Here is a 24,625-nt window from a genome sequence, read left to right as displayed (position 1 = left end):
GCTAACATTTTTGCTAACATGGCTGCATATCCAAATCTCTGAACGTAGAAGAGTATAAAACTAAAAAAATCCGTTAACCCGCATGCCTAAAGGCTTTATGCCCGATTTTCCCGCAGTGTAGAACAGGGTCTATGAGCCTGTTTTAAAATCCTGCGGTACGTGAGTACCGTACGGGTTCGACCCCCGTCCTCGGCATCCTTGATTTATAAGGGTTTTACGACTGTAACCCTCAATACTCCTTTTCAGTGCTTGTCTAATCACAAGTTCTGGAGAGGAGTTTTTATTTGAAAGCCTATATTGAGCAAAACTACATGAAGGATATTTCTTTATCGGATGCGGCGCTATACTTGAATTTGCATCCAGTGTATCTTGGATAGATATTTAAGCGGGAGACCGGAGATACATTCGTGAAATACATTAACCGGGTACGGATTGGGAAGGCTAAAGAAATGATGGCGTGCATGAAGGAATTGTCTTTGGATAAGATAGCCAAAATGGTAGGGTATAAAAACCAGCGGACTTTTTTTAAAGTATTTCGCAAATTAATGATGAAACTCCGGGACAGTTCAGAGACCGGAAAGGTTGAAGTAATGACCTGTTTATCCATGAATTCTGTTCAATTTCATTGATTCGTTGTATACGAAATGTAAACGTTATATTTTATAATTTAGTTGAGCTTTGTGCATGTGCACATTATATGGTTGAAGCATCCTTCCGTTCCTAGGGCAAGGGTGCTTTTATTCTATAAAAACATAAATTACAACTGGATTTTCCGGTATTCAGATGCTATCCTTAAAGGCCATCTTCCATCAATTATGATGAAGTTAGGCAAACTTCAACTAGGGGGAACTCATGCGCAGCGGATGGTTCAAAAAACGTAAATTACAGCCCACGCTGGTTGTACTTCTCAGTATATTTATTTTATTGCTGATGGGATTGCTTAGTATCGTTATGTATTACTCCACCTCCAGGCTGATTTCCTCCAAACTTAGTGAGGCTTCGTTATCAGAACTGGAGCAGGTCAATTCTCTGCTGAACCAGCGGATGACCTCCATTAAATCGACCGCCCTTTCCATTGTCATCAATCCGGAAATCAAAGAAATTCTTGCCCGGGGAAGCGTAGCGGATACTTATGAACAGATTAGAAATAACGAAAGTGCATCGCGCATTCTCTCCAATGCCGCCTATTCCCGGTCAGATATCAGTGAAATTATGATTGTTACTGACCGACTGAGTATCTATAACTACTCCAATCCGAATGGTTTTTATGAACTAAGCAGAATTGAGGACAAGCCTATATGGGCTTATGTAGATGACCGCAAAGAGGGCTTCATCCCTCCCCGTCCCAATGATATGCGAAATGACGGATACAATCCAAAGATTCTGACCTATTTTCATGAAATCGCTTACGGTGGGAAGAGTCTCGGATATGTGTTTATCAATCTGCAATTCAGCAGCTTCAAGAACCTCCTGCAAGGGACCGCTACTGGAAACAGGTTGTTCTATACCGATGAGAATAACGAAATGTACAACGATGAAGGAGATCTGCTCTCCGGTTCAGCTATGGATGAAATGCTCCGCTCTTTTGCCGACCATCTGCAAGGTTATACCTATACTCATTTGGATAGTAGCAAGTATCTAAGCATATTCACTTCTCCCAATGACTTCGGCTGGCGTATTATTCTGTTCAAGCCATACAAGGATGTAGTAGAAGGCATCTCTGGACTGTTCACCCGGCTGCTCCTGGTTGTTCTCATCTGCTTTATATTGGCGGTTATCGCTGTTATTTATTTCTCAAGGTCCATTACCCAGCCGCTCAAGCGGCTGATCCGGCAGATGAACAAGATTGGCCACGGCAACTTCGATATTCAGCTGGACTCGGATTACACCAATGAGATCGGCCAGCTGAATGAGCGATTTCGCATTATGTCGGTCAAAATTCATGATCTGATGGAAGAAAGCGAGAGGGAGCAGAATCAGCTGCGAGAGATGGAACTGAGGGCGCTGCAGTCCCAGATTAATCCCCATTTTCTCTACAATACACTTGATGCGATTAACTGGATGGCAATCCGTCTGAAGGCACCGGAGATCAGCAAAATGACGTCAAACCTGGGCAAGTTTTTTCGGCTGAGTCTGAATAAAGGACGTGAGCTTACTACCATTGCTGCTGAGCTGGAGCATCTGAACTCATATATCCACATTATGCGGTACAAGCACAATAACCGCTTTGAATATGAGGAAGATATTGCACCTGAACTGTTATCCTGTGAGACGATAAAAATTATTTTGCAGCCGCTTGTTGAGAATTGCTTCGTGCACGGATTAGGTCCAAGCAAAGGGGAAGGGCAAATCCGGGTGACCGGCCGAATGTTGGAGGATTATATCCAGTTCGATGTATGGGATAGCGGCACGAGTGTAGATGTTGCTTGGTTGAACCAGGTGCTCCAGCAGGGCTTTGAGTCCAGACTTGGTTATGGCATTCATAATGTAAACCAGCGCATCCAGCTGCATAACGGATCCAATTACGGATTAACTTTTGTGGAGGTTGAGTGCGGAACACTGGTACAGATCAGACTGCCCATTAAGATTATTGAGGAGGGGACAGTATAATGCAGCTTCACGCATTGTTAGTGGATGACGAGGATTTTGTCCTGGATGGACTGAAGGAAGCCATAGATTGGAAGAAATACGGGATCAATATCGCGGGGGCAGTCAACAACGGCAGAGAGGCGCTTGAGTTTCTGGAGCATTCCGGGATAACGATTGATATCGTGTTCACAGATATAAAGATGCCCGTTATGGACGGTTTCGGGCTGACTGAAGCACTGAAATCCGCGGAGTATCCTTGTAAAATCATTGTGTTGACTGGACATGAGGAGTTTGAATTCGCCAAGAAGGCGATTCGTTACGGGATTTTTGACTACCTGCTGAAGCCGGTGGAGCTAGAAAGTATTGAATTGACGATAGATAGGCTAGTCAAGGTCATCCGCACAGAAAAGGAGCAGTCTCAGGAAACAGCGGAGGTGGAGCACCGGCTGAATGAGGGTCTCCCGCTTATTCATGAACGCCTGCTGTTCAGTCTTCTGAATGGGACGTATGAGCCAGAGTTGATGTGCTATATAGGCGTCCCTATGGATGCTCCTTATTATCAGGCTGTAATCGGCTATACCGGCAGCAGTAATAATACTTGGAATATTGAAATGGAGTCCGTCCGGCAAAGTGTCTCTGCTGCACTCCGCTCTGTCGGCAATCCCGTCAGCCTTGCTTATAATGAACGCGGTTTCATCCTGCTTATGAGCTACCGAAGCACCGAGGAAGCTGCTGAAGCACCGCTTATTCTGGAGAGAGTATCACAAGAGCTGCAGCGGAAACGGCAAATCGGGTTGAACTTTGCGCAAGGGAAGCCTTGCAGTGAACCGTACCAGATTCCCCAGTCCTTCCAGGAGGCACGCGAAATGCTGAAGCACAAGTTGTTCTCCGGCAATACAGAAGGCCAGGAGGGGAGCCACGGGCTGGAGGATTCTTTTGAGAGCGGACGGACAATGTTTCCGCGCAAAGAAAAGCAGCGATTGCTTAATGCCGTATATGCCTGTAACCGTGAACAGGTTATCGGGCAACTCGAGGATCTGCAGCGGCAGTACTCGACCGCACAGCATCTCTATCCGGCTGGGTATATCCGAAAGCTCAGCGCTGAGCTGATTATGTTACTCTCGTTGATTCTCTACGAACGGAATGAATCGATAAACCAGTTAATTCCCGGTGAGCCTGAATTTGTTACCAGTATTCAGAGTCAGAATGACCCAAAGCTTGTATTCGATGCGGTAAAGAGACTGTATTCCTTATTGCTTGATCTGCCCGTTCAGAGTGAGATGAAGAAGAACCGCCAGACTATACGTACTGTTCTGGATTACATCAACAACCACCTGGATGAAGAAATCAGGCTGGAAGAGCTGGCACAGAAGGTTTTTTTGACTCCTAATTATTTGGGCAGCCTGTTTAAAGAGTCAGTGGGTATTGGCTTTTCAGACTATTTAATGAAGCAGCGGATGGAGTTGGCAAAACGGCTTCTGCTGCAGCCGGGAAGCCGCATCTATGAAGTATCTCAGAAGGTAGGGTACAAAAATCCTCATTATTTTAGCAAGCTGTTCAAAGAATATGCCGGAATCAAACCCTCCCAATATAAGTGAAACTTAAAAAATCAATCTCCGTTGAATTGTGATGTTTATTGTAGAAGCGTTATCTACAGTCTGTAAGCGTTACCGATTACAATTTAAATGTAAGCGAATCCAACAATCTGATGGAGGTCACATTATGAATTTTAAAAAATGGTCCATTGCTTTGCTCTCAGCTGCAGTTCTGATTCTTCCAGCCTGTTCCAAGGCTGAACCGGATGCCGGAACTGCAAACAGCGCTGCAGACACAGTTGAGCTAAGATTTGCCTGGTGGGGTTCCGAAGATAGACATACAGCGACCCTTGAGGCGATCAAGATCTTTGAGGAAAAACATCCGGGTATCAAAATCCTGCCTGAATACTCCGGCTTTGACGGCTATGAATCCAAAATACAAGCGCAAATTGCTGGCAACAGTGCTCCCGATCTGTTCCAGTCAACAGGCGAAATCAACGTCCGTTTGGGCGCAGACTCCCTGCTTCCTCTAGATGGTGTACTGGATACCACGGGCATGAGCGATTCCATTATGGAATCAGTTGCTATGGACGGGAAGACGGTTGGCGCCTATATCGGATTAGCCGGAGACGCCTATCTGTATGACGAGACGCTGTTAAAACAGCTTGGTGTAGAGCCGCCGGTACCGCCATACAGCTGGGATGATTTGGCTGCCAAGTTCAAGGAAATTGCCGAGAAATCAGGCGGTAAGGTATACGGTGCTGTGGATTCCTCTGTTGCCTTCGACATTTTCAAAAACTATGGTATAACCGCACTGGATGCTTCGGCGCCCTTCCCTAATAGCGACAGTGCTTTCACCTTTACGGAAGAGCAAATCCGGTCGTACTACCAATATTGGGATGATCTGCGCAAAGCCGGGGCAGTAGCGCCTCCAGACTTGTCGGCAACCTCTGATGATTCCGCCAACTCTCTGCTAGTTAAAGGAAAGGCGGCCTTCGTGCCAATTGCCTCCAGCTCATTCAGCCGGCTGCAGAGCCAGACCAAAAACACGCTTAATATGATCATGCTGCCCCAGAGTGCGAAGACAGGTGTTACGGTAACGCCGGGAACCAGTCAAGTTCTCGTAGCCAGCGCCAAAACTAAACATCCGCAAGAAGTAGCGGAATTCATTAATTTCTTTGTTCATGACACAGATGCTGCTAATGCGCTGAAAACAACACGTGGTGTGCTCCCGACAACTCAACAGCAGGAAGCGTTGCTGGCTAATGCGGATTTGTCTGAAGGGGACAAAAAGAATATTGATCTGATTCAGCAGCTCAACAAGCTGGAAGGCGTTGTAGTTGTGCCACCGCCAAGCGGACCTCAAGTACTGGGCTGGAAGGGTCTGATTGAGAAGGTTGGGCAGGAGATTGCCTTTGGCAAAATTAGTGTAGACGACGGAGCAAAGAAGCTGATGAAAGAGGTGGACGCGGCTTACGGAGGCAAGTAACCTGCGCAACCTTATAAGGGAACAGAGCGGAAACCGCCTGTTTCCTGTTCCCAGGTTCACACTAGAGAAAGGAGGGCCTCCGCCCAATGGAAACTGTACAAACCCGGCCAGCTGTTACTGTTAAACCAACTAAAAAGGCCGGAAAATCCAAAAATGTCTTGATTGCCTACCTGTTTCTGCTTCCTTGGCTAATTGGACTATTCGTTCTAACTCTATGGCCCTTTATCAATTCTTTCTATTTATCGCTGACTGAAAGCAGCCTCAGAAGCACCACCTTTGTCGGTCTGCAAAATTATATAGATATGTTGAGCGATGCCCGGTTCTGGAAGTCCATGGAGGTTACGCTTAAATATGTTGTCCTTTCGGTCCCGCTTAAACTGGCTATGGCATTGTTTGTTGCCATCCTGCTATATAAGGCTTCGCTGGGAATGACGATTTACAGAACGCTGTTCTATCTGCCATCGCTTATTGGCGGAAGCGTTGCTGTAGCAGTGATGTGGCGTAACATTTTTGGTATGGAAGGTCTGCTGAACAGCTTTCTCAGCTTGATGGGGATTACCGGAAAAGAGTGGCTGGGCCAGCCGGACTATGCTTTGTATGTCCTGATCCTGCTTGTCGTATGGCAATTTGGTTCCTCCATGGTTATTTTTCTGGCGGGGCTCAAAAATGTTCCCGGAGATCTCTATGAAGCTGCACAGATTGACGGTGCAGGTTCTGTTGCCCGATTCTTCAAAATTACGCTGCCAATGATTTCTCCAATCCTGCTGTTTAACCTGATTCTGCAAACGATAAGTTCGTTCCAGGTCTTCACCCAGGGCTATATTATTACCAAAGGCGGACCTATGGACGAAACGCTGTTCTCCGTACTGTATATTTACGATCTGGCTTTCAAACAACAGCGTATGGGATATGCTTCGGCAGTCTCCTGGACACTGCTGCTGCTGATTGCGGCGGTGACAGCCCTTATTTTCCTGACTTCCAAACGCTGGGTTTACTATGAAAATGATACGAAAGCGAGGGGCAAATAATGGCGCTCAAAACCTCGGCTATCGCTAAAAATATTCTGCTGGTTCTGATGGCGCTGACAATGGTCTATCCGATTATCTGGCTGCTTCTGGGCAGCTTCAAGGCAAATGATGAGATTTTTACCGCAACCAGCCTTTGGCCAAGCCAGTTCTATTGGAGCAATTATTCAGACGGATGGGGAGCTGTGCCCGGATTCACCTTTGGCAAGTTTATTCTGAACTCGCTGCTTATTTCTATGCTCTGTGTGGCAGGCTGCCTGCTATCCAGTTCGCTAGTTGCATTCCCGTTTGCCCGTATGAATTTTCCGCTTAAAAAAATCTGGTTTGCCATTCTACTTGGCACGCTGATGCTGCCAACCCAGGTGCTGCTGATCCCAAGATATGTGATGTTTTCTAATTTTGGCTGGATCAATACGATTCTTCCGCTGATTATCCCTTATTTTGTAGCCAGTAATGCGTTTTTCGTATATCTGATGATCCAGTTTATGCGGGGAATTCCCCGGGAGCTGGATGAGGCTGCTCTGATGGACGGCTGCGGGCCGTTCCGGACGTTCTATAATATTCTGCTCCCCAACTGCAAGCCGGTTCTCTACACAATGGGGATCTTCGCCTTCTTGTGGAGCTGGGACGACTATTTTGACCAGCTGCTGTATCTAAATGAGGTTCGCAAGTATACAGTGCCGCTGGCGTTGCAGATGTTCGTTGACAATGCCGCCCAGATTAACTGGGGTTCATTGTTCGCCATGTCGATTATAGCAATCATCCCGCCGGTACTGATTTTCTTCGTCGCCCAGAAACACTTCGTAGAAGGTGTGGCTACCAGCGGAATTAAATAATTGTAATTGCGGAGGAGAATACAGTGTATCTGCTTAGTTATTTCAAAGAATCTGCCGAACAGTTTTTCCTTGCCGGAAGTATGGACGGGTTACACTATACAGAATGGAACGGCGGTCTGCCGCTGCATATATCCGGTATTGGGACGGGGCGGATTCGCGACCCCTTCCTGCTCATCGACAGCAGAGGACGTTATCATCTGCTCTGGACGGACGGCTGGAACAGCAGGAGTATAGGGTATGCATCTTCTCTTGATTTGAAGCAGTGGGAGAATGAACAGCTGATTCCGTTAATGGAGCATCTGCCTGAAACGCAAAATGTATGGGCTCCTGAGGCTTATTATGACAGCGCCTGCGAGGCTTACCGGATCGTTTGGTCATCAACAATAGGTGCAGGGCCGCGTAACCACCGGATCTGGTCAGTCACGACAAAGGACTTTGTCAGCTTTTCACCCGCCGAGCTGTTCTTCGACCCCGGATATAATGTTATTGATGCCAGTATCGCCGATACGGGCAGCGGGTATCTCATGCTCTTCAAGGACGAACGGGGCAGCAATGTCCAGGGGACAGAGTACAAGGCAATCCGGTCCTGCCCTGTCTACAGTACATCTGATGGCACGGTCACCTTTGGTCCTATCTCAGAACTTCTGACACCGGCCCTCACAGAAGGACCGACTTTATACGAGCTTAGCGTTAGTCACGCTTCAAGTTACAGATGGATCATGCTGGCAGATGGCTTTCAGGATGCCAGCTACACTGTGATGGGCTCTGCTGATCTGGAGCATTGGCAGCAGATCCCGGCTGCAGAGATAACCCTGCCGCCGGGACTGAGACATGCGTCCGTCCTCCGTCTCCCGGAACGATTCGTACAGTCTTTAGAGAAAGAAGGTATTCATAAATGAAGAACTATGCAATCTGCGGTGTAAGCAACCGGGCGCTGATTATGTTTATTGAGCCGCTGCTAACCACCTTTGCCGGGCAGCACCGCATTGTAGCGCTGCTGGACAGTGACCCGCTGCGCTTTGAAGTCGCCCGCTCGAAGTTCCCTGCGCTGGCCGGGGTGCCAGTGTATACTCCGGAAGCATTCGACCGGATGCTGAAGGAGACGGGAGCTGATACGGTGATTGTATCCAGCCGGGATGATACCCATCTGGACTATATACTCGCCAGCCTCCGGCATGACATTGACGTGCTTGCTGAGAAACCAATGGTCATTCATGCGGCTGATGCTGCTAAAGTGATGGCAGCAGAAGCAGCCAGCAAAGGGAAGGTAACAGTACTATTCAACTACCGGTACAATCCGATTCACCGCCGCATCAAAGAGATGATTCTAAGCGGCAAGGTCGGGCGTGTTACCTCTGTTGATCTGAACTGGTATGTTGATACCTTTCACGGCTCCAGCTATTTCCGCCGCTGGAACAGAAACCGTGAGCTCTCAGGCGGGTTGTCTGTCCACAAATCGACTCATCACTTTGATTTGGTCAACTGGTGGCTGGATCAGAAGCCTCAGGAAGTATTCGCCTTCGGAGGGCTGAATTATTATGGAGCAGATTCTGAACATAATCCATCCCGGCAGGATGGGCGGTACTGCGAAACGTGCCGGGAACGAGAGGATTGCAGTTATGTCATGCGCTGGTCTACCGTCGATGTACGGGATGACCACCTGCGGGCGGAAGACAACTCCACCCCCAAGTACACCAATTACCGTACAGATGCCTGCATATTTGACTCGGATATTTCAATTGAGGATACTTATGCGGCTACTGTTAAGTATGATCAAGGGGCGCTGCTCAGCTATTCTATTAATTTTTCAGCCCCATATGAAGGGTACCGTCTGGCCATCAACGGAACACTAGGTAGAATTGAGAGTACTGAATATCATGAGCCAAGCCGTGTCCCTTTTCCGATTCCTCAGCAGACGATTGATTATTACCCGTTATTTGGAGCGAAGGAGATCATTTATGTGGTGCGGGGAGAAGGCGGACACGGCGGCGGTGACCCGGTACTGCTCCGCGATTTATTTGATCATCCCGACAAGCATCGCGGTTATGAAATTCTTGCCGGAGCGGAAGCAGGCGCGTATTCGATTGCGGCCGGTGAAGCAGTGTGGCTGTCCAACCGGGAGGGCAGAGCCATAACGATTGAGGATTTGCTGCAACCGGTTGAACTATACAAGTTCTGAAAAAGGGGCTCACGGGCAAAGGACTTTCCATGATTCGAGAATGGCTTCCCCGTCCTCGGCACTAAAACAAAGGTTTCAGCTCATTTGCGCTGGAACCTTTTTTGTTTATAATTAGATGTCTCTACGACCACTTGTATATCACTTTTATTTGACTCGGCAACCAACCGGTTGGTTATAATTATTTATTAAGGAGGTGTTGGTTTGAAGTATTCCGTTATTCAGATTCCGTATCTGCCGGGGTGTCCGGTCCATGTCAAGATCAATGAGACTAATTCCGAAGAGCTGCATCGACACTCGGGGCTGGAGATCATCTGGCTCTTTACTGGAAAACTGAAGGTGACCATCGGCCAAAATGATTATCATCTGCATGAAAACAATCTGCTTTTAATTAACCATTTCGAATCCCATCGCGTAATTCCGCAAGCCTTAAATACCCGCTTTATTCAGTTGCACGTAGACAGCCTTTATATATATAAGCACAATCACGATTTCTATAACTTGAACTATGATCTGAAATCCTTCAAAAATAGTGAAGACAATCAACATCCGTATGATGTTGTTCGTATTTTATTCAGTCAATTGGTTGGGAAGGGGGAAGAAAATAAAGAGGTTCTCCGGTTGTTGGGCTACATAACGTCCCGTTTCAGTAAAAAGCTATCCTCGCCGGAACCGGACAATCGTGCTTCGAATAAAGAGTTTAATATTGTCCAGCAAATCTTGAACAGGGTTGAACTGGATTTCAAAGGGAAGGTTACGTTAAATCAAATTGCACAGGAACAGCATTACAATTCATCTTATCTGTCGGACATTTTCCGGAAAAACGTCGGGGTTACGTTTAAAGCTTATTTGGAAGAAGTCCGGATCAGGTATTCATTGTTTTTGCTGCAAAACCAGGAAACGTCAATTACGAACATAGCCTTATCCTCAGGCTTCAGTGATGAAAAAAGTTACTATAAAGCCATCAAAGATAAGTTTTCGTTAACCCCTCTGCAGCTGCGCAAAAAACATCTGGAGGAGAATCACGACGGCCTGGCTTTGACCGGCTCCTCCAAGGAGCAATTGATTCATCACTATGCCTCGCTTCCGCTCGAACTAAAAGCAATAGAGGAAAATACGATCCAATCCACCATTGTCAAGGATATTCAAGCGGATGGTTACGAATTAAAGCAGGTGTGGAACAAAATCATGAACATTGGATCTGCCAATACGCTGCTGAATCAGAATATACGCGATCAGATCAAAGAGATGCGGGAAGAAATCCCAATTGAATATTTACGTTTTGAAGGCGTATTCAATCAGGAATTGGATGTGATTCAGAAAGATCGGGACGGGTTAAAATTCAATTGGAAATTTATTAACAATATTCTGGATTATACCCGGGAGCTTGAACTCAAACCCTTTATTTGCCTGAGTTATATGCCGCTTTTATTTGCCAGCAAAAGCACCAGTTTTTTTAATTATCAGGGAAATACCTCGCCCCCAAAAGAAATGAGCCAGTGGCTGTCCCTGGTTCAATCCTTTATGATGAATTGCATTAATCGTTACGGCCTTGATACAGTTTCCGAATGGTATTTTCAAATATGGACCGAGCTTCCGGCATATGGGATTCATTGGAGCGGTACGCTTGAACAATATTTCGAATTATATAAGCAAACGGCGCTGCTCATTAAGGGAATATCTCCATCGCTCAAGGTCGGACCTGCAGCAGAAAATTTCCATACGGATGAGCAACTTTCTGAGAGACTGCTCGGGTTTTGCCGGGAAAATGCGGTACCCCTTGATTTTTACAGCTGCAATATCTACCATAACCGTGTCAAATTTAAAGATTGGCTGGAGCGGTCCCAAACAAGTCCTGTCGATATTAAGCTAATTCCGTTTCAATATGAAGCCAAAAATCATACCAGGCATTTGCTGGAAAAGATGCATCGCTTGCTGGAAACTCACTATAAGGAAGATATTGAATTCATCGTAACGCGCTGGAACTTTAGCTGGGATGTTACGAATTTCCTTCATGATACGGCTTTTATGGCCACCTTTATTATTGATCATATGCTTGATCACTCAGCGGCCCATGCCAAGGCCATCGGTTTTTTATCGGCTTCCGATATTCTCTATGAATGGGATATTAAAAGCAATCCCTTTTTTGGGGGGACAGGGCTGGTGAATACGGAAGGGATAAAGAAATCCGCGTATTATGCCTTCGTATTTTTATCTAAGCTGGGAAGCACCGTGTTTGCCAAAGGCAAAAATTATATCATGACCAAACGTGGAGAAAACATCCAAATATTAGCTTACAATCACACCTACCCTGACCAATTGTTCATGAAGGGAGGCCAACCGGATCAGCATTCGTATGATATTTTTGAGGAATCCAATGATTTACTGTTAAATATTCACCTGCAAAATATCTACGGAACCTATAAATGCAAACAATACAGTCTTAACCGGAACCATGGATCTGCTTATGACGAATGGATTCGTATGGGTGAATATGCTGATCTGAATCATGAAGAGACGGATTATTTGAAAAATATATCCAGACCTTCCCTGCAATTAAAGCAACTTACCTTAACCGGTGATTTTCATCTTACTCTGCATGTTCCGGTTCACGGGGTCGAATGCATCATCTTAAATAAGTTCTATAAGTAAGCCAAAGAATTCCCCATATCATTTGGGGGTAATTCTTTGGTTTTTTTCTTTTTTCTTGCGGATATCCGGGACAATTGCCCTTATCCTCCTATCACTTGCCCAAGAAATAGGAAGGAAACATGGACTGATCTGAACTACAATTTTAATGAAAGCGGTTTTATAGAGATTTGAAAAACAGACTGGAGGAGATTTTGGATGAAGACCAATAAACAGGTTCGCTTATCATATACTGCGAAGGCGAAGGAAATTGTAAGCCAAATGAGCTTGGAGGAAAAAATATATCTCATGAGCGGAAGAGTCTCCATGGAGGAGATGCTGGAAGATTTTAAGGAGAGACATTACAACTGGAGACCTTATCCCGCCGGCGGAAATGACCGCTTGGGGGTGCCGGAACTGAAATTTGTCGACGGCCCTCGCGGAGTGGTATCCGGCAACAGCACCTGCTTTCCGGTAGCCATGGCAAGAGGTGCTGCCTTTGACCCTGAACTTGAAGAGCGCATTGGACATGCTATAGGCCAAGAGGTCCGCGCGCAAGGCGGCAATTTTTTTGGCGGCGTTTGCATTAACCTCCCGTATAACCCGGGCTGGGGCAGAAGCCAGGAAGTATACGGCGAGGAATCGTTCCACCTGGGCGTCATGGGTTCCTCGTTGGTAAAAGGGGTTCAGGAAGAAAATGTAATCGCTTGCGTGAAGCATTTTGCTTTCAATAGCATGGAGTGGGCCCGGTTTAAGGTGAGCGTCATCGCTGATAAACGTACGGAACGCGAGGTTTTTTTGCCGCACTTTAAGGATTGTGTAGATGCGGGTGCAGGCAGTGTAATGAGTGCCTATAACTTGTACCACGGTGTTCATTGCGGGCATCATGATTATTTGTTGAATCAGGTTTTGAAGGATGAGTGGGATTTTGACGGTTTTGTCATCAGTGATTTTGCCTGGGGCATCAAAGATACGGTTGAAGCTGCAAATGGCGGCATGGATGTTGAAATGTGCCATACGAAATTTTTTGGCGGCAAGCTGGTTGAAGCTGTAAGAAACGGTCAAGTCAGCGAAGAAAAAATCGATGAGTCGGCAGTAAGAATTGTGCGTACCTTACTGGCATTTACCGAAGCGGACAAGGATACGTACGGCAAGGAACTGATCGCAAGCAAAGAGCATATCGCATTGGCGCTGGAAGCTGCCGAGAAATCCATGACCCTGATGAAAAACGATCACCATGTCCTGCCGTTCTCAAAAACAGAGACCAAGCGTATCGCGGTTATTGGCGAACTCGGCAGCAAAGGAAACATTGGCGATCATGGCTCAAGCCGGGTGTTTCCGCCTTACATTGTTACACCGCTGGAGGGAATTAAACGCCTGCTTCCAAATGCCGAGGTGATCTTCGATAGCGGGGAGGATCTGGAGCAGGCGAAGCAATTGGCGAAATCCGTTGATGCCGTTGTTTTTGTCGCAGGATATGACCACGATGATGAGGGAGAATCCGTCACGAACGAAGATGCCGATTTGAAGGCGGGCGGGGATCGTAAAAACAGTCTTGGTTTGCACACGAAGGATATTGAACTTATTAAAGCGGTTGGTCCCGTTAACCCCAACTCTGCTGCTGTATTGATCGGCGGCAATATGATCATGATTGAAGAATGGAAGCAGTCCGTGTCGTCCATCCTGATGGCCTATTATCCGGGAATGGAAGGCGGCACCGCCATCGCCAAAACGTTGTTCGGGGACGTCAACCCGGGCGGCAAATTGCCTTTTGTGGTACCGGTGAGCGAAAGCCATCTTCCCCAGGTGGATTGGGATGCAACCGAGATCAAATATGACTATTATCATGGGTATGCCAAATTGGAGAAGGAAGGAATCGAGCCTTCCCTGCCTTACGGATATGGTTTATCCTACACCAGCTTCGCACTGTCCAATGCTTCCTTCAAAACAGTGGATGATCATATCATCGCAGCTTGCGAGGTTGAAAATACAGGAGACGTAACGGGCGACGAAGTCGTTCAGCTGTATGTCGGTTTTGGCAACTCCGGACTGGACCGGCCTGTTAAAGTGCTGCGCGGGTTTAAGCGGATCACGCTGAAGCCGGGGCAAAAGGAGAAGGTTGAAATCGCCTGTCCGGTTGAAAAAATCAAATGGTTTAATCCTGCCGCAAACCGGTGGGAGCTTGAAGAGATGGCTTATGAGGTGTACATCGGAACCAGCAGCGCAGAAAAGCATTTAATCAAGGGAAGCATTAATTTACATTAGTTTTTCCCTTGAAAACGTTCCCAACAGGAGGATGCACAATGGCGATAAGAGAAGAGTCCAATCAAAAGTTATCCTTATTGGAAAAAGTAAGCTACGGTTTGGGAGATACGGCTTCAAACTTGATTTATGCGGTGGTTACCACTTATTTAACCTTCTATTTTACGGATGTCTATGGCATTGGCGCTGCCGCAGTAGGTACACTATTGTTGGTTGCAAGACTTGTGGATATGGTGGACAGTCCTATTTTCGGCATCCTTATCGACAAGACGCATACCAAATGGGGGAAATCAAGACCGTGGATTTTATGGTCCTGCTTTCCGTTTACCATCGTGACGATCCTGTTGTTTATGGGACCTGAGTTAAGCGCGTCCGGTAAACTGGTGTATGCTTACATTTTCTATATTGCTTCCAACATTCTGTATACAGCCGTTAACAATCCGTTAACTACCTTGCTTCCCAGCTTGTCCAGTGAAATTCAGGAACGAACGGTGGCCAACTCTTTTCGGATGTTTGGCGGGCAACTGGGCGGATTGCTGGTCAATCTGACGTTATTGCCGCTTGTCGCATTTTTCGGGAATGGGGATCAGCAAAAGGGCTTCTTCCATACGATGATTCTTTTTGGCGCAGTGGGGCTGGTGATGTTCCTGATCACATTTTTCAATACAAGAGAACGTGTTCAGGATAGATCCGGGGGCAAATCATTGCCTGTCAGGGAGAGCGTCAAAGCAATTAAAGGCAATATGCCATGGGTTGCCGGGGTTTTAATAGGCGTTGTATTTTTTATCTTGTACGTGGTGAAATTGTCGTCGGGCATTTATTACATTACCTACAATCTGAATCAGCCTGACCTCGTTACTACGGCCAATACGCTCGGCTCGTTGACCCTTGTGGGAATTATCTGTGTGCCGTTCTTAACCAAGAAGTATAGTAAAAAAACGTTGATGATCGCCGGAATGGCCGTCAGCCTGCTCGGTCAGCTGATTATTTATCTCGGTGGCGACAGTACGGCTATGGTGCTTACGGGTATAGTCGTTGGTGCCGTTGGTCTGGGATTGCCTGTCGGGTTATTGTTTGCACTTATTGCCGATACGGTGGATTATGGTGAATGGAAATCAGGCGTTCGCGCGCAAGGCTTGCTTGCTTCCACCGCTTCCGGGATCGCCATTAAACTAGGGTCCGGTCTAGGCGGAGCGATTCCGGCCTGGTTGCTTGCGGCAGGGGGATATGTTGCCAATCAAACCCAGACACCGACCGCACTTCGGATGATAGAAATCAGTTTCATCTGGCTGCCGATCCTGTTATGTATAGTGTCGATTCTCATTTTGGTTTTTCTATACCGTTGGGACAAACCCCATCATGAGATTGTTGCGGAATTGGAAGCGCGAAGAGCTCAATAGAATCGCAAAAATCAAAAATCACGCCAGGCTCTCTTTCCGAGGAAAGGGAGCTTTCTTTTATCATCACTCACTTTGGTTGTCTTTTCCTCAACAAATGAGTAATGGTGATTTGCATGCTGCTTGTAGTATCGTTTCTATAGAAGCTTCTAAAAAACTTAAAGGAGCAGTGATTATGCAAATCAGAATCGGTGAAAATCTTCGAAAACTTAGAATTAAGAACGAACTCACACAGGAAAAGCTTGCAGAGGTATTCGGTGTTTCCCCTCAAGCAATAAGCCGATGGGAGAATAACTCTGCTTATCCGGATGTTACTATGCTTCCAAGCCTTGCAAATTACTATAATACTTCCATTGATGAATTGATAGGAATGGATGATATTCGCAATGTTGAAAAAATTAACAGCACATTTTCTATTGTACATGAATATGAGTCAAAAGGGATGATTGACGAAGCTATTCATACGCTTAGAGAGGCCATAAAAGTATACCCTAACAATTGTGGATTTTTGTCTGAACTTGCATTAGCATTAACGATAAAAAATAATACGGATACAAACTCCGAGTTAGTTAATGAAGCTATTGCCCTATCTGAACGTGTGCTGTTGAGCAGCACAAATGAAAAAGTTCGATGCACAACTAAAGCAAATCTTTGCTTTCTTTATTTGAAAATAAATGAAAACGAAAAGGCAAAAAAATTAGCTAAGACACTACCTCACGTGTGGGAGTGCAGAGAAATTCTATTACCTGAAATGTTCAGTGAGGATGATTATATTATTGAATTGAAAAAAGGGGTAGACACTGTTTTATCTGTAATCTGTGAGAAAATTGAAAATTCCAAAAAACATAAGCATTCAAGTATTGATAAAATGATGGCTCTTGGACCGAATACAAATTCGAATAATAATTTAAAAGGAAAAATAGAATTGCTAACGCAATTCCTGATGTAACTTTGATCGGATGACTTTTTGACCTCTGCCTGAGTCTAATCGCAGTACCCATGATTCGCGAAAATATAACTTTTAATGATATGGCCAACACCCCATTTTTAGGCTCAAGGTTTTCCGAGAAATGGGGCAAAGGTGGATATACAAGCTTTTCTAAATTTGAATGTTAATATTTGACCATAAGAAAACCGCCTGCGTTAAAAGGCGGTTTATTTTATCGTGTCCCGATGGCGTAACATAGGAGAACCCCCGACAGTGTTGGTCTCCTGTAATCTCTGAGGAATCTATTTTTCCATTTGTTATTATTTAATGTATTTTTTTATACTCATCTCCCCATATTTCAAGTTCTTTTAGAGCAGGCAAAAGTTTCAATCCCATTTCGGCCAATGAATATTCTACTCGTGGCGGAACTTCCGGGTAAACTTTTCTATTTATGAGCTGGAAACTCTCTAACCTACGGAGTTCTTTTGTTAAAGTAGCTTGTGTTAATTCTGGCATTTGACGATTCAATTCTCCAAAGCGAAGTATTCCTGTACTTAAATTGTATAGTATTCGAAGAGCCCATTTCCCTCCGAGTATTTTCTGCGCAATTGCAATTGGGCAGTCTTCAAGATCGATTCTATTTATACTTCTCCACCTCCATACTATCATTTTAGATAGTACCTATTAAATTTAATCCTACTTGAGATATTTATTGTAACATTATAGTATGTACGTGTAAATGAGACCCAAGGGATAATAAATAAGTTTTAAAGTGAGGGAGATAAATGAATTAAATCATAAACATCATTACTGACGGCGTTTTTTCAAGCAAGTAGTTAGGGATGGCTAGAAATGTAACACATTGTAAAAGCGGGTTGAATGATCGGGGAAAATACCAAATGTAATTTTTCGAAGAAAGGTGATAATCATGATTACATCAACCGATTTCTGTAAGGTGCAAAAACTGGACGATGATTTATATATCATTACTGAAGCTGGACTTGTGCATTTTTATCTTGTCTTGGGGCAGAAGAAAGCGGTTTTAATTGACGCCGGCTTTGGCTTCGGAGACATAAGGCCTATCATCAGAAGTATAACCGATCTGCCGGTGATGCTGGTATTGACCCATGGCGATCCTGACCACAGCTACGGTAGCGAATACTTTGGAGATGTATGGCTGTACCAGCCGGACTACGGTCAGATTATGGGTTTTGACACAAAGCATGAAAGGCAGTTCGCGGCTGAGTTGGGAGTAAAATATCTGAAAGAAAATAACCCTGAAGCCATTGAACGTTTCGATAGCAAAGCATTTGCTGAAAAGAGCCTGCTCCGAGTCCTGACTCCGCATTTTGTAAAGGATGGAGAATTGTTTGACTTGGGCGGAAAGACTTTGGAGGTAGTATATACACCGGGGCATTCATATGGGCATATTATGCTGCTGGATAGGGCAAAAAAGAGACTTTTTTCAGGAGATATGATTTGTGATTACGTCATCATTTACTTTTTCGAATCGGATAGAAATGCCCCGTTTTCCATGGCACTGGACAGCTGGAAAAAGATAAAACGATTAGAAAAGGACATCAAAGATATTTATAGCAGCCATGGACAGTACCCCATTACAATGGAATGGGTCGACGCATACATCGAATGTTTTTCGGGAGAATTTCAGCAGAATTATTTAAAGGATAAACCGTTTTCCAGGGGACATTTAGGCCGCGGGTACCAGCATATCTATAAAACCGTCAATATCCAATACTCCGATAAGAGACTGGAGGAATTTTTAGGACACAAAGTGGAACGGATTGATATGTAGGAAGAGATTGGGGGGGCAATTTTTGCGTAAAGTGAAAATATGGACGAAAGATTTTAGTTTCATTTCCGCCACAATGTTCTTTGTGTCGATGACATTTTATCTGCTGATGACCATGATTCCGATTTATTCCATGGAGAGTTTCAATGCCTCCCAGGGCCAGGCTGGTCTTGCTGCCGGCATTTTTATTATCGGCGCCCTTGTTTCACGGCCTCTTACCGGCAGGTATATGGAGGTAATCGGTCGTCGCAAGATACTGCTGGGAAGTCTGATTCTATTTTTTCTGGCGATATTGTTATATTTTTTTGTCTACGATTTAAACATGCTACTGGTGGTGCGTTTTGTTCACGGCGTCATTTTCGGGGTTGCCACCACGGCAATCCCCACGGTCATCATGGGAATGATTCCGCGGGAGCGGCGTGGCGAAGGGGTTGGCTACTTTACGCTAAGTGGGACAATGGCTTCGGCAATTGGACCTTTCTTGGGTCTTGTCATCAGGGAACAGGCAAATTTCACGACAATGTTTGTTGTGTGCGCTGTTTTTTATGTGATAAGCATTATCGTGACAGCATTTGCGGACATACCCGAAGTGGTAATGACAAAGGAGCAACTGGAGGTGGTAAAAGGCTTCAGGTTGCAGGATTTCTTTGAAAAGACCGCCATGCCTGTCTCGATTGTCATGCTCTTCGTGGGGATGGCTTATGCCAGCATCTTGGCGTTTATCAATTCATACGCGCTCAGTCTTAGCTTAATGGACGCGGCGGCTTTTTTCTTTGTTATTTACTCGGCTTTTATTATTATTTCGCGGCTATTTACCGGACGATTGCTGGATAATAGAGGGGATAATATTGTCATGTATCCGGCTTTGCTGTCATTTGTGCTAAGTCTGGTATTAATCAGTAAAGCCGGGGACAGTTTTACTTTTTTGCTGGCGGGAGCGTTCGCCGGTCTGGGGTTTGGTACCATTATGTCCTGCGCCCAGGTCATCGCCGCCAATAATTCTCCGCAACACCGCATGGGAATTGCCACTTCGACCTTTTTCTTTTGCGCGGACTTAGGGGTGGGGGCGGGCTCTTTTTTCGCCGGCGAGATAGTCTCAATGACAGGCTTCCGGGACATGTATATGGTAATGGCCATTATTGTGGCTTTATCCATTCTTTTATATTATATATTGCATGGAAGAAAGACAGCCTCTGACAAGCATTCCGCGCCAGGCCGCCGCTGATAAAAACTGTATGAGTATCTGGTTTGCGACGTGAAAACGGAGATACATTATCAGACATAATAAGGCTCAATCTAAAAATTAGCGGTTGAACTTTTCAACCAGACAAACGGTGGCGATTGCATTCGATTAAAATGCCAGCTTTATAACACTTGCGATTGCGTGTAAAATAGTGCCAGCGTTGACTTCCGCGGTTTGTTGCGGCCATTCCGCTTGATGTATTGCACCGAGTGGCATACGGGACAGGGCTGTTTGTCGGTCACCGGCGATGCCTCCAGATGAACTTGATGAGTGTCTATATTTTCCCATTTTTAGCCTCGTTTTATTTCTTAACCACTAATTTCGGTTTTGAGCCGTTATTTTTTATTAGCAATGGCTTTTTTGCATCTATGATTATGGATACCATTCCTAATTCATTAATGGAATTCCTTGTATCAAATCGAAATGATCTCCCTATCTTCCCATCTGTTTCATTCCAGTATGTATAATAAAAATCTCCGTTATCATCGCAATACTCCAACAACGTTACTTCAAACCCTACCATTTCAAATACGGATACAAACGTTTTAGCATCGTATACTATTTTATGAGATGCCGCAGGATGATCCGCTGGTCCAGGACCTCCGACTTGAACCATCTGTTGATACCAATCGTTACGGAAATTTTTATCGGGAACCGCACAACGGATGTACCCGCCAGGTTTTAAAAACTGATAACAATGCTTCGCAGCAGTAACCCCTTCCTCGTAAGTTAAATGCTCCCACACATGTTCAGCCAGGAGTGCATCAATACTTTCTGGTGCAGATAATTTGATCCAACTGTCCAAAGCTAGTAAATTCAATTCATCTTCTTGGGTACTGAGCCAACCATCATACTTTGTCTGCCCTGCTCCAATGACCACTTTCATATAAATACCATCTCCATTTTGTTTGGAATAACACAACTTACATTATATGTTATTCAACCAATAAATCAATTGTAGTTGGGACGCTTGCAGAAACTGCAATCACACGGTGTGACCTTTTGTTCGTGGGTGCGGGGTCCCGGATATTCAAAAATGACAACGCTTTCTTAAGAATGTTGGCTTATGCTGCCGTTGTCCGGGAGGGTACACTACAAATAGAAGGAGGGTCGCATATGCAACTGGATACGCAGCTTACCAGCCCGCAGGCCGACAGCGGCCGATTATGGAAGCGGTTCAAAAAACAAAAGATGCTTCATTTATTTGTTGGACTCGGCATGGTGTTTTTGGTGATTTTTTCGTACACGCCGATGTTCGGGATTCTGATGGCGTTTAAAGACTACAGCATTTCAAGCGGCATCAAGGGGATTTTTACAAGTGATTGGGTGGGGCTGAAGTATTTCGATGAATTTGTGCACGATTATCAGTTCGGCCAAATTGTCCGCAATACGCTGATCCTGAGCTTTCTGAAGGTCATCTTCGCTTTTCCGGCGCCGATTCTGCTCGCGATTATGCTGAATGAAGTGAAGAACATGGCCTTCAAGCGGTTCGTTCAGACGGTCAGTTATCTGCCGCATTTTATCTCCTGGGTTGTGGTGGTCGGTGTTTCCTATGCCTTTTTGTCCGCAGATGTCGGTGTGGTCAACAAGGCTCTGATGAGCCTCGGCTTCATCCACGAACCGCTCAATATTCTGACAAGCCCGAATTATTTCTGGGGACTGGCAGTCGGAAGCGCCATCTGGAAGGAGATGGGCTGGTGGACGATTATTTTCCTGGCAGCCATTACCGGCATCAATCCGGCACTGTACGAAGCGGCTGAGATCGACGGGGCAGGAAGACTTGCCCGCATCCGTCATATTACGCTGCCGGGGATGAAGGGAACCATTGTGGTCGTGCTGGTGTTGACGATCGGCAGTATTCTTGGAGGCGGACTGGTGGGCTCGAACTTCGAGCAGGCGTACCTGTTCGGCAACAGCATCAACAATCCGACTTCGGAGATTGTGCAGACCTATGCGTTCAAGGTGGGGCTGAGGGACGGCCGTTTCTCATATGCAGCGGCTATTGATTTAATCCAGTCGGTGATCTCGGTAATATTAATCTTTTCCAGTAACTTTATCGCCAAACGGATGTCAGGCTCAAGCTTATTCTAGAGAAAGGAGGAAGAGCCGTGCTCAAGAGTCAAAGACAGAAGGATCTGCTGTTGGACAGCATTATTTATACCGTCCTCTTCTTGATCATGCTTACCATGCTGTACCCGTTCTATTATGTTCTGATTGCTTCATTCAACAAAGGATCGGATTCCCTTCTGGGGGGCGTCTATCTCTGGCCGCGGAGTTTTACTCTGGAGAATTATAAAATGTTTTTGGACGATCCTAAATGGTATCGTGCCTTCATAGTCACGGTTGTCCGGACGGTTTCGGGTACAGCACTGGGGCTGCTGCTGACAAGTCTGGTAGCTTACGGCCTATCGCACCGCGACCTGCTGTTCAGCAAATTGTATTTTGCAATCATCATTTTTGCGATGTATTTTTCCGGCGGCCTGATCCCTTACTACGTGGTGCTGCGCTCGATCGGTCTGCTGAATTCGTTTGGCGTCTATATCATACCGTCGATGCTCAGCACGTTCTTCCTGCTCATTGCCATCTCGTTCTTCCGGGAAATTCCCGGTGAGCTGAAGGAATCCGCCCATATTGACGGCGCCGGCGAATTCGTCATTTTCTTCCGGATTATCCTGCCGGTATCCATGCCGCTGCTTGCCACAATGGCGCTGTTCTTGGGTGTGGGCCAATGGAATTCCTGGCTCGATTCCGCCTATTTCGTCCAGTCGGAGAATCTGCGGACGCTTGCCTTCCGCATGATGGAGGTTATTAACAAGAGCAATTCTCCGATGGATGCGATTGCCGCTGCCAACAGTGCTTCGGCAGGCGTGACCAGCTTCTCCTTGCAGGTAACGGCGATGGTAGTCTCCATCGTGCCGATCATCTGTGTGTATCCATTCCTGCAGAAGTATTTTGTGCATGGCATTATGCTTGGTTCCGTAAAAGGCTGAGAAAGTAGTTTCAATATTAAAGCGCTTGCTTTAATATATTTAATTACAAATGGGGGAGTTAATTTGAAAACAATCAGAAGCTACAGGATGCTTACGGCAGTATTGGCGGCTATCATGATGATCTCGCTCCTGTCCGCCTGCGGCAGCGGCGGCGGGAACGGGAACCAGGGAAGCAAACCGGACAATGCGGCGCAGGGGGACAATGCCGGCAGCAAGGATAATACGGGCGCGGCAGGGAATTCAGGCAACGGCGAAGTGAAGGAATTGTCGCTGTTCATCGACGCCCCCTGGTATCCGGTGAAAGAATGGAAAGGACCCGTGGCAGATAAAATCACTGAGAAAACAGGGGTGAAGCTGAAGGTTACCGTTGCAACGGACGACAAGCAGCTTCCGCTGATGATCGCTTCCGGCGACCTGCCGGACCTTGTTTTTACCTATTCGAACGTAGGCCGGATGTCGGACTCGAAGCTCTCCTATCCATGGAATGAGCTGATCGAGAAATATGCGCCGGACTTCAAGATTGACAAGACGAGAATTGCGATCCATACCATGGATGACGGCAACTTCTATACGGTCCGGAATTCCTTCGCCACACAGGAGGAAATGAAACAGAACAAGTATTCAATCGGCAGCGACGGCAATCCGGGGATTGCTGTGCGGGAAGATATTCTGAAAGAGCTGGGCAATCCGCCGATCAACTCGCTGGATGATTTTGTGAAGGTGCTGGGCATGGTCAAAAAGAAATACCCGGACATGGTGCCGCTCATCATGGACAAAGACTGGCTGGAGCAATATTTCCTCCAACAGTTCGGCACGGGGGTCCTCCTGGATGGCTGGTATGAACAGGATGGAAAAGTCGATTATTCCATTAGACAGCCCAAAATGCTGGAGTTCTTCAAGTTTATGAACAGCCTGTACCGCAACGGATACATTCTGGCCGAAAATTTCGCGCTGGCGAACGATCAGATTGATGACCAGTACGCGACCAACGGCAAAGCGTTCGCCCACAGCCATACGGTGGCTACAGCAGATACGGACAACATAAAAATCAAAAGCAGCGGAAGCGGCTCATACAAATTCAAAATGCTGCCCAGCGCCTTGACGAAGGACGCAAAGGTTGTAAGTGCGGGGCTTGGCTTTGCGGGAACGTTCATCACCAAAAAAAATAAAGATCCGGAAACCTCGATCAAATTCCTGCAGTATCTGGCAAGCGATGAGGGCAAGAAGCTGACGATGTTCGGCGTCGAAGGGGAACATTGGACCTGGAACAATGAAGGGCATCCGGATCTGAAATACAACCCTTCCGATGCGGATTTCGTTAACGGCAATGGCATCAAGTGGTGGTACCTGTACAACGACGGGGTTACGGAAGGCATGCTGTCCTATGTTCCGGGCTTACAGAAGACCCAGGCCCTGATGGAAACCAAAGCCATCACTGTCTATAAGCCGCAAATCGGCTTAATCCAGGCACAGCCGGATTCCGAGGAGAAGACGATCAAGACGAAGATTGACGAGATGGTCAAAAACGAGAAGGTCAGAATTTACCTTGCGAACTCTGAAGAGGAAGCAGTGGCAAATTACAACAGCATGGTTAAGAAGGCAGAGGATATGGGACTGCAAAAGCTGGTAGATTGGGCCAATGCGACCTATAACAAAAAGAAGGATTTGTTCAAGTAAGCCACGAACAACCGGTAGAGGCGTCATGCCTCTACCGGAT

19 protein-coding genes are annotated in these 24,625 nt (G+C 46.1%); 17 read left to right on the top strand and 2 right to left on the bottom strand.

Features of this window, described 5'->3' with window-relative positions:
* Window positions 1–377 precede the first annotated feature (377 nt).
* From PRIO_RS37510 to PRIO_RS34090, 12 genes are all read left to right on the top strand, one after another.
* Complete coding sequence (locus tag PRIO_RS37510; RefSeq protein ID WP_082118142.1) at window positions 378–629, top strand: helix-turn-helix domain-containing protein; 252 nt, start codon at window positions 378–380, stop codon at window positions 627–629.
* 223 nt (window positions 630–852) lie between these two features.
* Window positions 853–2,610, top strand: a complete 1,758-nt coding sequence (locus tag PRIO_RS25015; RefSeq protein WP_020430809.1) for a sensor histidine kinase — start codon at window positions 853–855, stop codon at window positions 2,608–2,610.
* Complete coding sequence (locus PRIO_RS25010; protein ID WP_020430810.1) at window positions 2,610–4,187, top strand: response regulator; 1,578 nt, start codon at window positions 2,610–2,612, stop codon at window positions 4,185–4,187. Before PRIO_RS25015 ends, PRIO_RS25010 begins: the two co-directional genes overlap by 1 nt.
* A 124-nt stretch (window positions 4,188–4,311) precedes the next feature.
* Window positions 4,312–5,613: an ABC transporter substrate-binding protein gene (locus PRIO_RS25005; RefSeq protein WP_020430811.1), complete on the top strand. Its 1,302-nt coding sequence runs from the start codon at window positions 4,312–4,314 to the stop codon at window positions 5,611–5,613.
* Between the two features lie 86 nt (window positions 5,614–5,699).
* Entirely contained in the window at window positions 5,700–6,641 is a 942-nt protein-coding gene (locus PRIO_RS25000) for a carbohydrate ABC transporter permease (RefSeq protein ID WP_020430812.1), read from the top strand.
* Window positions 6,641–7,474, top strand: coding sequence for a carbohydrate ABC transporter permease (locus PRIO_RS24995; protein WP_020430813.1), 834 nt, complete (start codon window positions 6,641–6,643; stop codon window positions 7,472–7,474). Before PRIO_RS25000 ends, PRIO_RS24995 begins: the two co-directional genes overlap by 1 nt.
* A 23-nt stretch (window positions 7,475–7,497) precedes the next feature.
* A complete protein-coding gene (locus PRIO_RS24990; RefSeq protein WP_020430814.1) occupies window positions 7,498–8,373 on the top strand; it encodes a glycoside hydrolase family 43 protein in 876 nt (291 codons plus the stop codon).
* Entirely contained in the window at window positions 8,370–9,653 is a 1,284-nt protein-coding gene (locus PRIO_RS24985; protein WP_046505215.1) for a Gfo/Idh/MocA family protein, read from the top strand. The genes PRIO_RS24990 and PRIO_RS24985 overlap by 4 nt, the downstream gene beginning before the upstream one ends.
* A 201-nt stretch (window positions 9,654–9,854) precedes the next feature.
* Window positions 9,855–12,302: a GH39 family glycosyl hydrolase gene (locus tag PRIO_RS24980; protein WP_046505212.1), complete on the top strand. Its 2,448-nt coding sequence runs from the start codon at window positions 9,855–9,857 to the stop codon at window positions 12,300–12,302.
* 195 nt (window positions 12,303–12,497) lie between these two features.
* The gene (locus tag PRIO_RS24975) at window positions 12,498–14,543 is read left to right on the top strand and encodes a beta-glucosidase (protein WP_020430817.1); all 2,046 of its coding nucleotides are present in this window, start codon (window positions 12,498–12,500) and stop codon (window positions 14,541–14,543) included.
* A gap of 38 nt (window positions 14,544–14,581) precedes the next feature.
* Window positions 14,582–15,940: a glycoside-pentoside-hexuronide (GPH):cation symporter gene (locus PRIO_RS24970; protein WP_046505209.1), complete on the top strand. Its 1,359-nt coding sequence runs from the start codon at window positions 14,582–14,584 to the stop codon at window positions 15,938–15,940.
* Window positions 15,900–16,886 carry a helix-turn-helix domain-containing protein gene (locus PRIO_RS34090; protein WP_082118141.1) on the top strand — a complete coding sequence of 329 codons (987 nt, stop codon included), beginning with the start codon at window positions 15,900–15,902 and terminating at the stop codon, window positions 16,884–16,886. The genes PRIO_RS24970 and PRIO_RS34090 overlap by 41 nt, the downstream gene beginning before the upstream one ends.
* A 303-nt stretch (window positions 16,887–17,189) precedes the next feature.
* Here PRIO_RS34090 and PRIO_RS24960 read toward each other — a convergent pair whose 3' ends face one another.
* Window positions 17,190–17,534 carry a winged helix-turn-helix transcriptional regulator gene (locus PRIO_RS24960; RefSeq protein ID WP_046505206.1) on the bottom strand — a complete coding sequence of 115 codons (345 nt, stop codon included), beginning with the start codon at window positions 17,532–17,534 and terminating at the stop codon, window positions 17,190–17,192.
* 259 nt (window positions 17,535–17,793) lie between these two features.
* On the opposite strand from PRIO_RS24960, the gene PRIO_RS24955 reads away from it, so the two are divergent.
* Both PRIO_RS24955 and PRIO_RS24950 read left to right on the top strand, forming a co-directional pair.
* Entirely contained in the window at window positions 17,794–18,678 is an 885-nt protein-coding gene (locus PRIO_RS24955) for an MBL fold metallo-hydrolase (protein ID WP_046505203.1), read from the top strand.
* A gap of 31 nt (window positions 18,679–18,709) precedes the next feature.
* Complete coding sequence (locus tag PRIO_RS24950) at window positions 18,710–19,900, top strand: MFS transporter (RefSeq protein ID WP_231869974.1); 1,191 nt, start codon at window positions 18,710–18,712, stop codon at window positions 19,898–19,900.
* Between the two features lie 319 nt (window positions 19,901–20,219).
* Here the strand turns inward: PRIO_RS24950 and PRIO_RS24945 are convergent, their stop codons facing one another.
* Window positions 20,220–20,804, bottom strand: a complete 585-nt coding sequence (locus tag PRIO_RS24945; RefSeq protein WP_020432790.1) for a class I SAM-dependent methyltransferase — start codon at window positions 20,802–20,804, stop codon at window positions 20,220–20,222.
* Window positions 20,805–21,034: 230 nt separating this feature from the next.
* Between PRIO_RS24945 and PRIO_RS24940 the strand changes: the two genes are divergently transcribed.
* The 3 genes from PRIO_RS24940 (at window position 21,035) to PRIO_RS24930 (ending at window position 24,585) form a co-directional block, all read left to right on the top strand.
* Window positions 21,035–22,009, top strand: a complete 975-nt coding sequence (locus PRIO_RS24940) for an ABC transporter permease (protein WP_020432789.1) — start codon at window positions 21,035–21,037, stop codon at window positions 22,007–22,009.
* Between the two features lie 17 nt (window positions 22,010–22,026).
* A complete protein-coding gene (locus tag PRIO_RS24935; protein ID WP_020432788.1) occupies window positions 22,027–22,908 on the top strand; it encodes a carbohydrate ABC transporter permease in 882 nt (293 codons plus the stop codon).
* Window positions 22,909–22,971: 63 nt separating this feature from the next.
* Window positions 22,972–24,585 carry a type 2 periplasmic-binding domain-containing protein gene (locus tag PRIO_RS24930; RefSeq protein ID WP_020432787.1) on the top strand — a complete coding sequence of 538 codons (1,614 nt, stop codon included), beginning with the start codon at window positions 22,972–22,974 and terminating at the stop codon, window positions 24,583–24,585.
* Window positions 24,586–24,625 lie beyond the last annotated feature (40 nt).

The organism is Paenibacillus riograndensis SBR5 (genome assembly GCF_000981585.1).
In the GTDB taxonomy this organism is placed as follows: domain Bacteria; phylum Bacillota; class Bacilli; order Paenibacillales; family Paenibacillaceae; genus Paenibacillus_AQ; species Paenibacillus_AQ riograndensis.
Note: the sequence above shows the minus strand (reverse complement) of the source record. Positions and strands in the feature narration are given on the sequence as shown.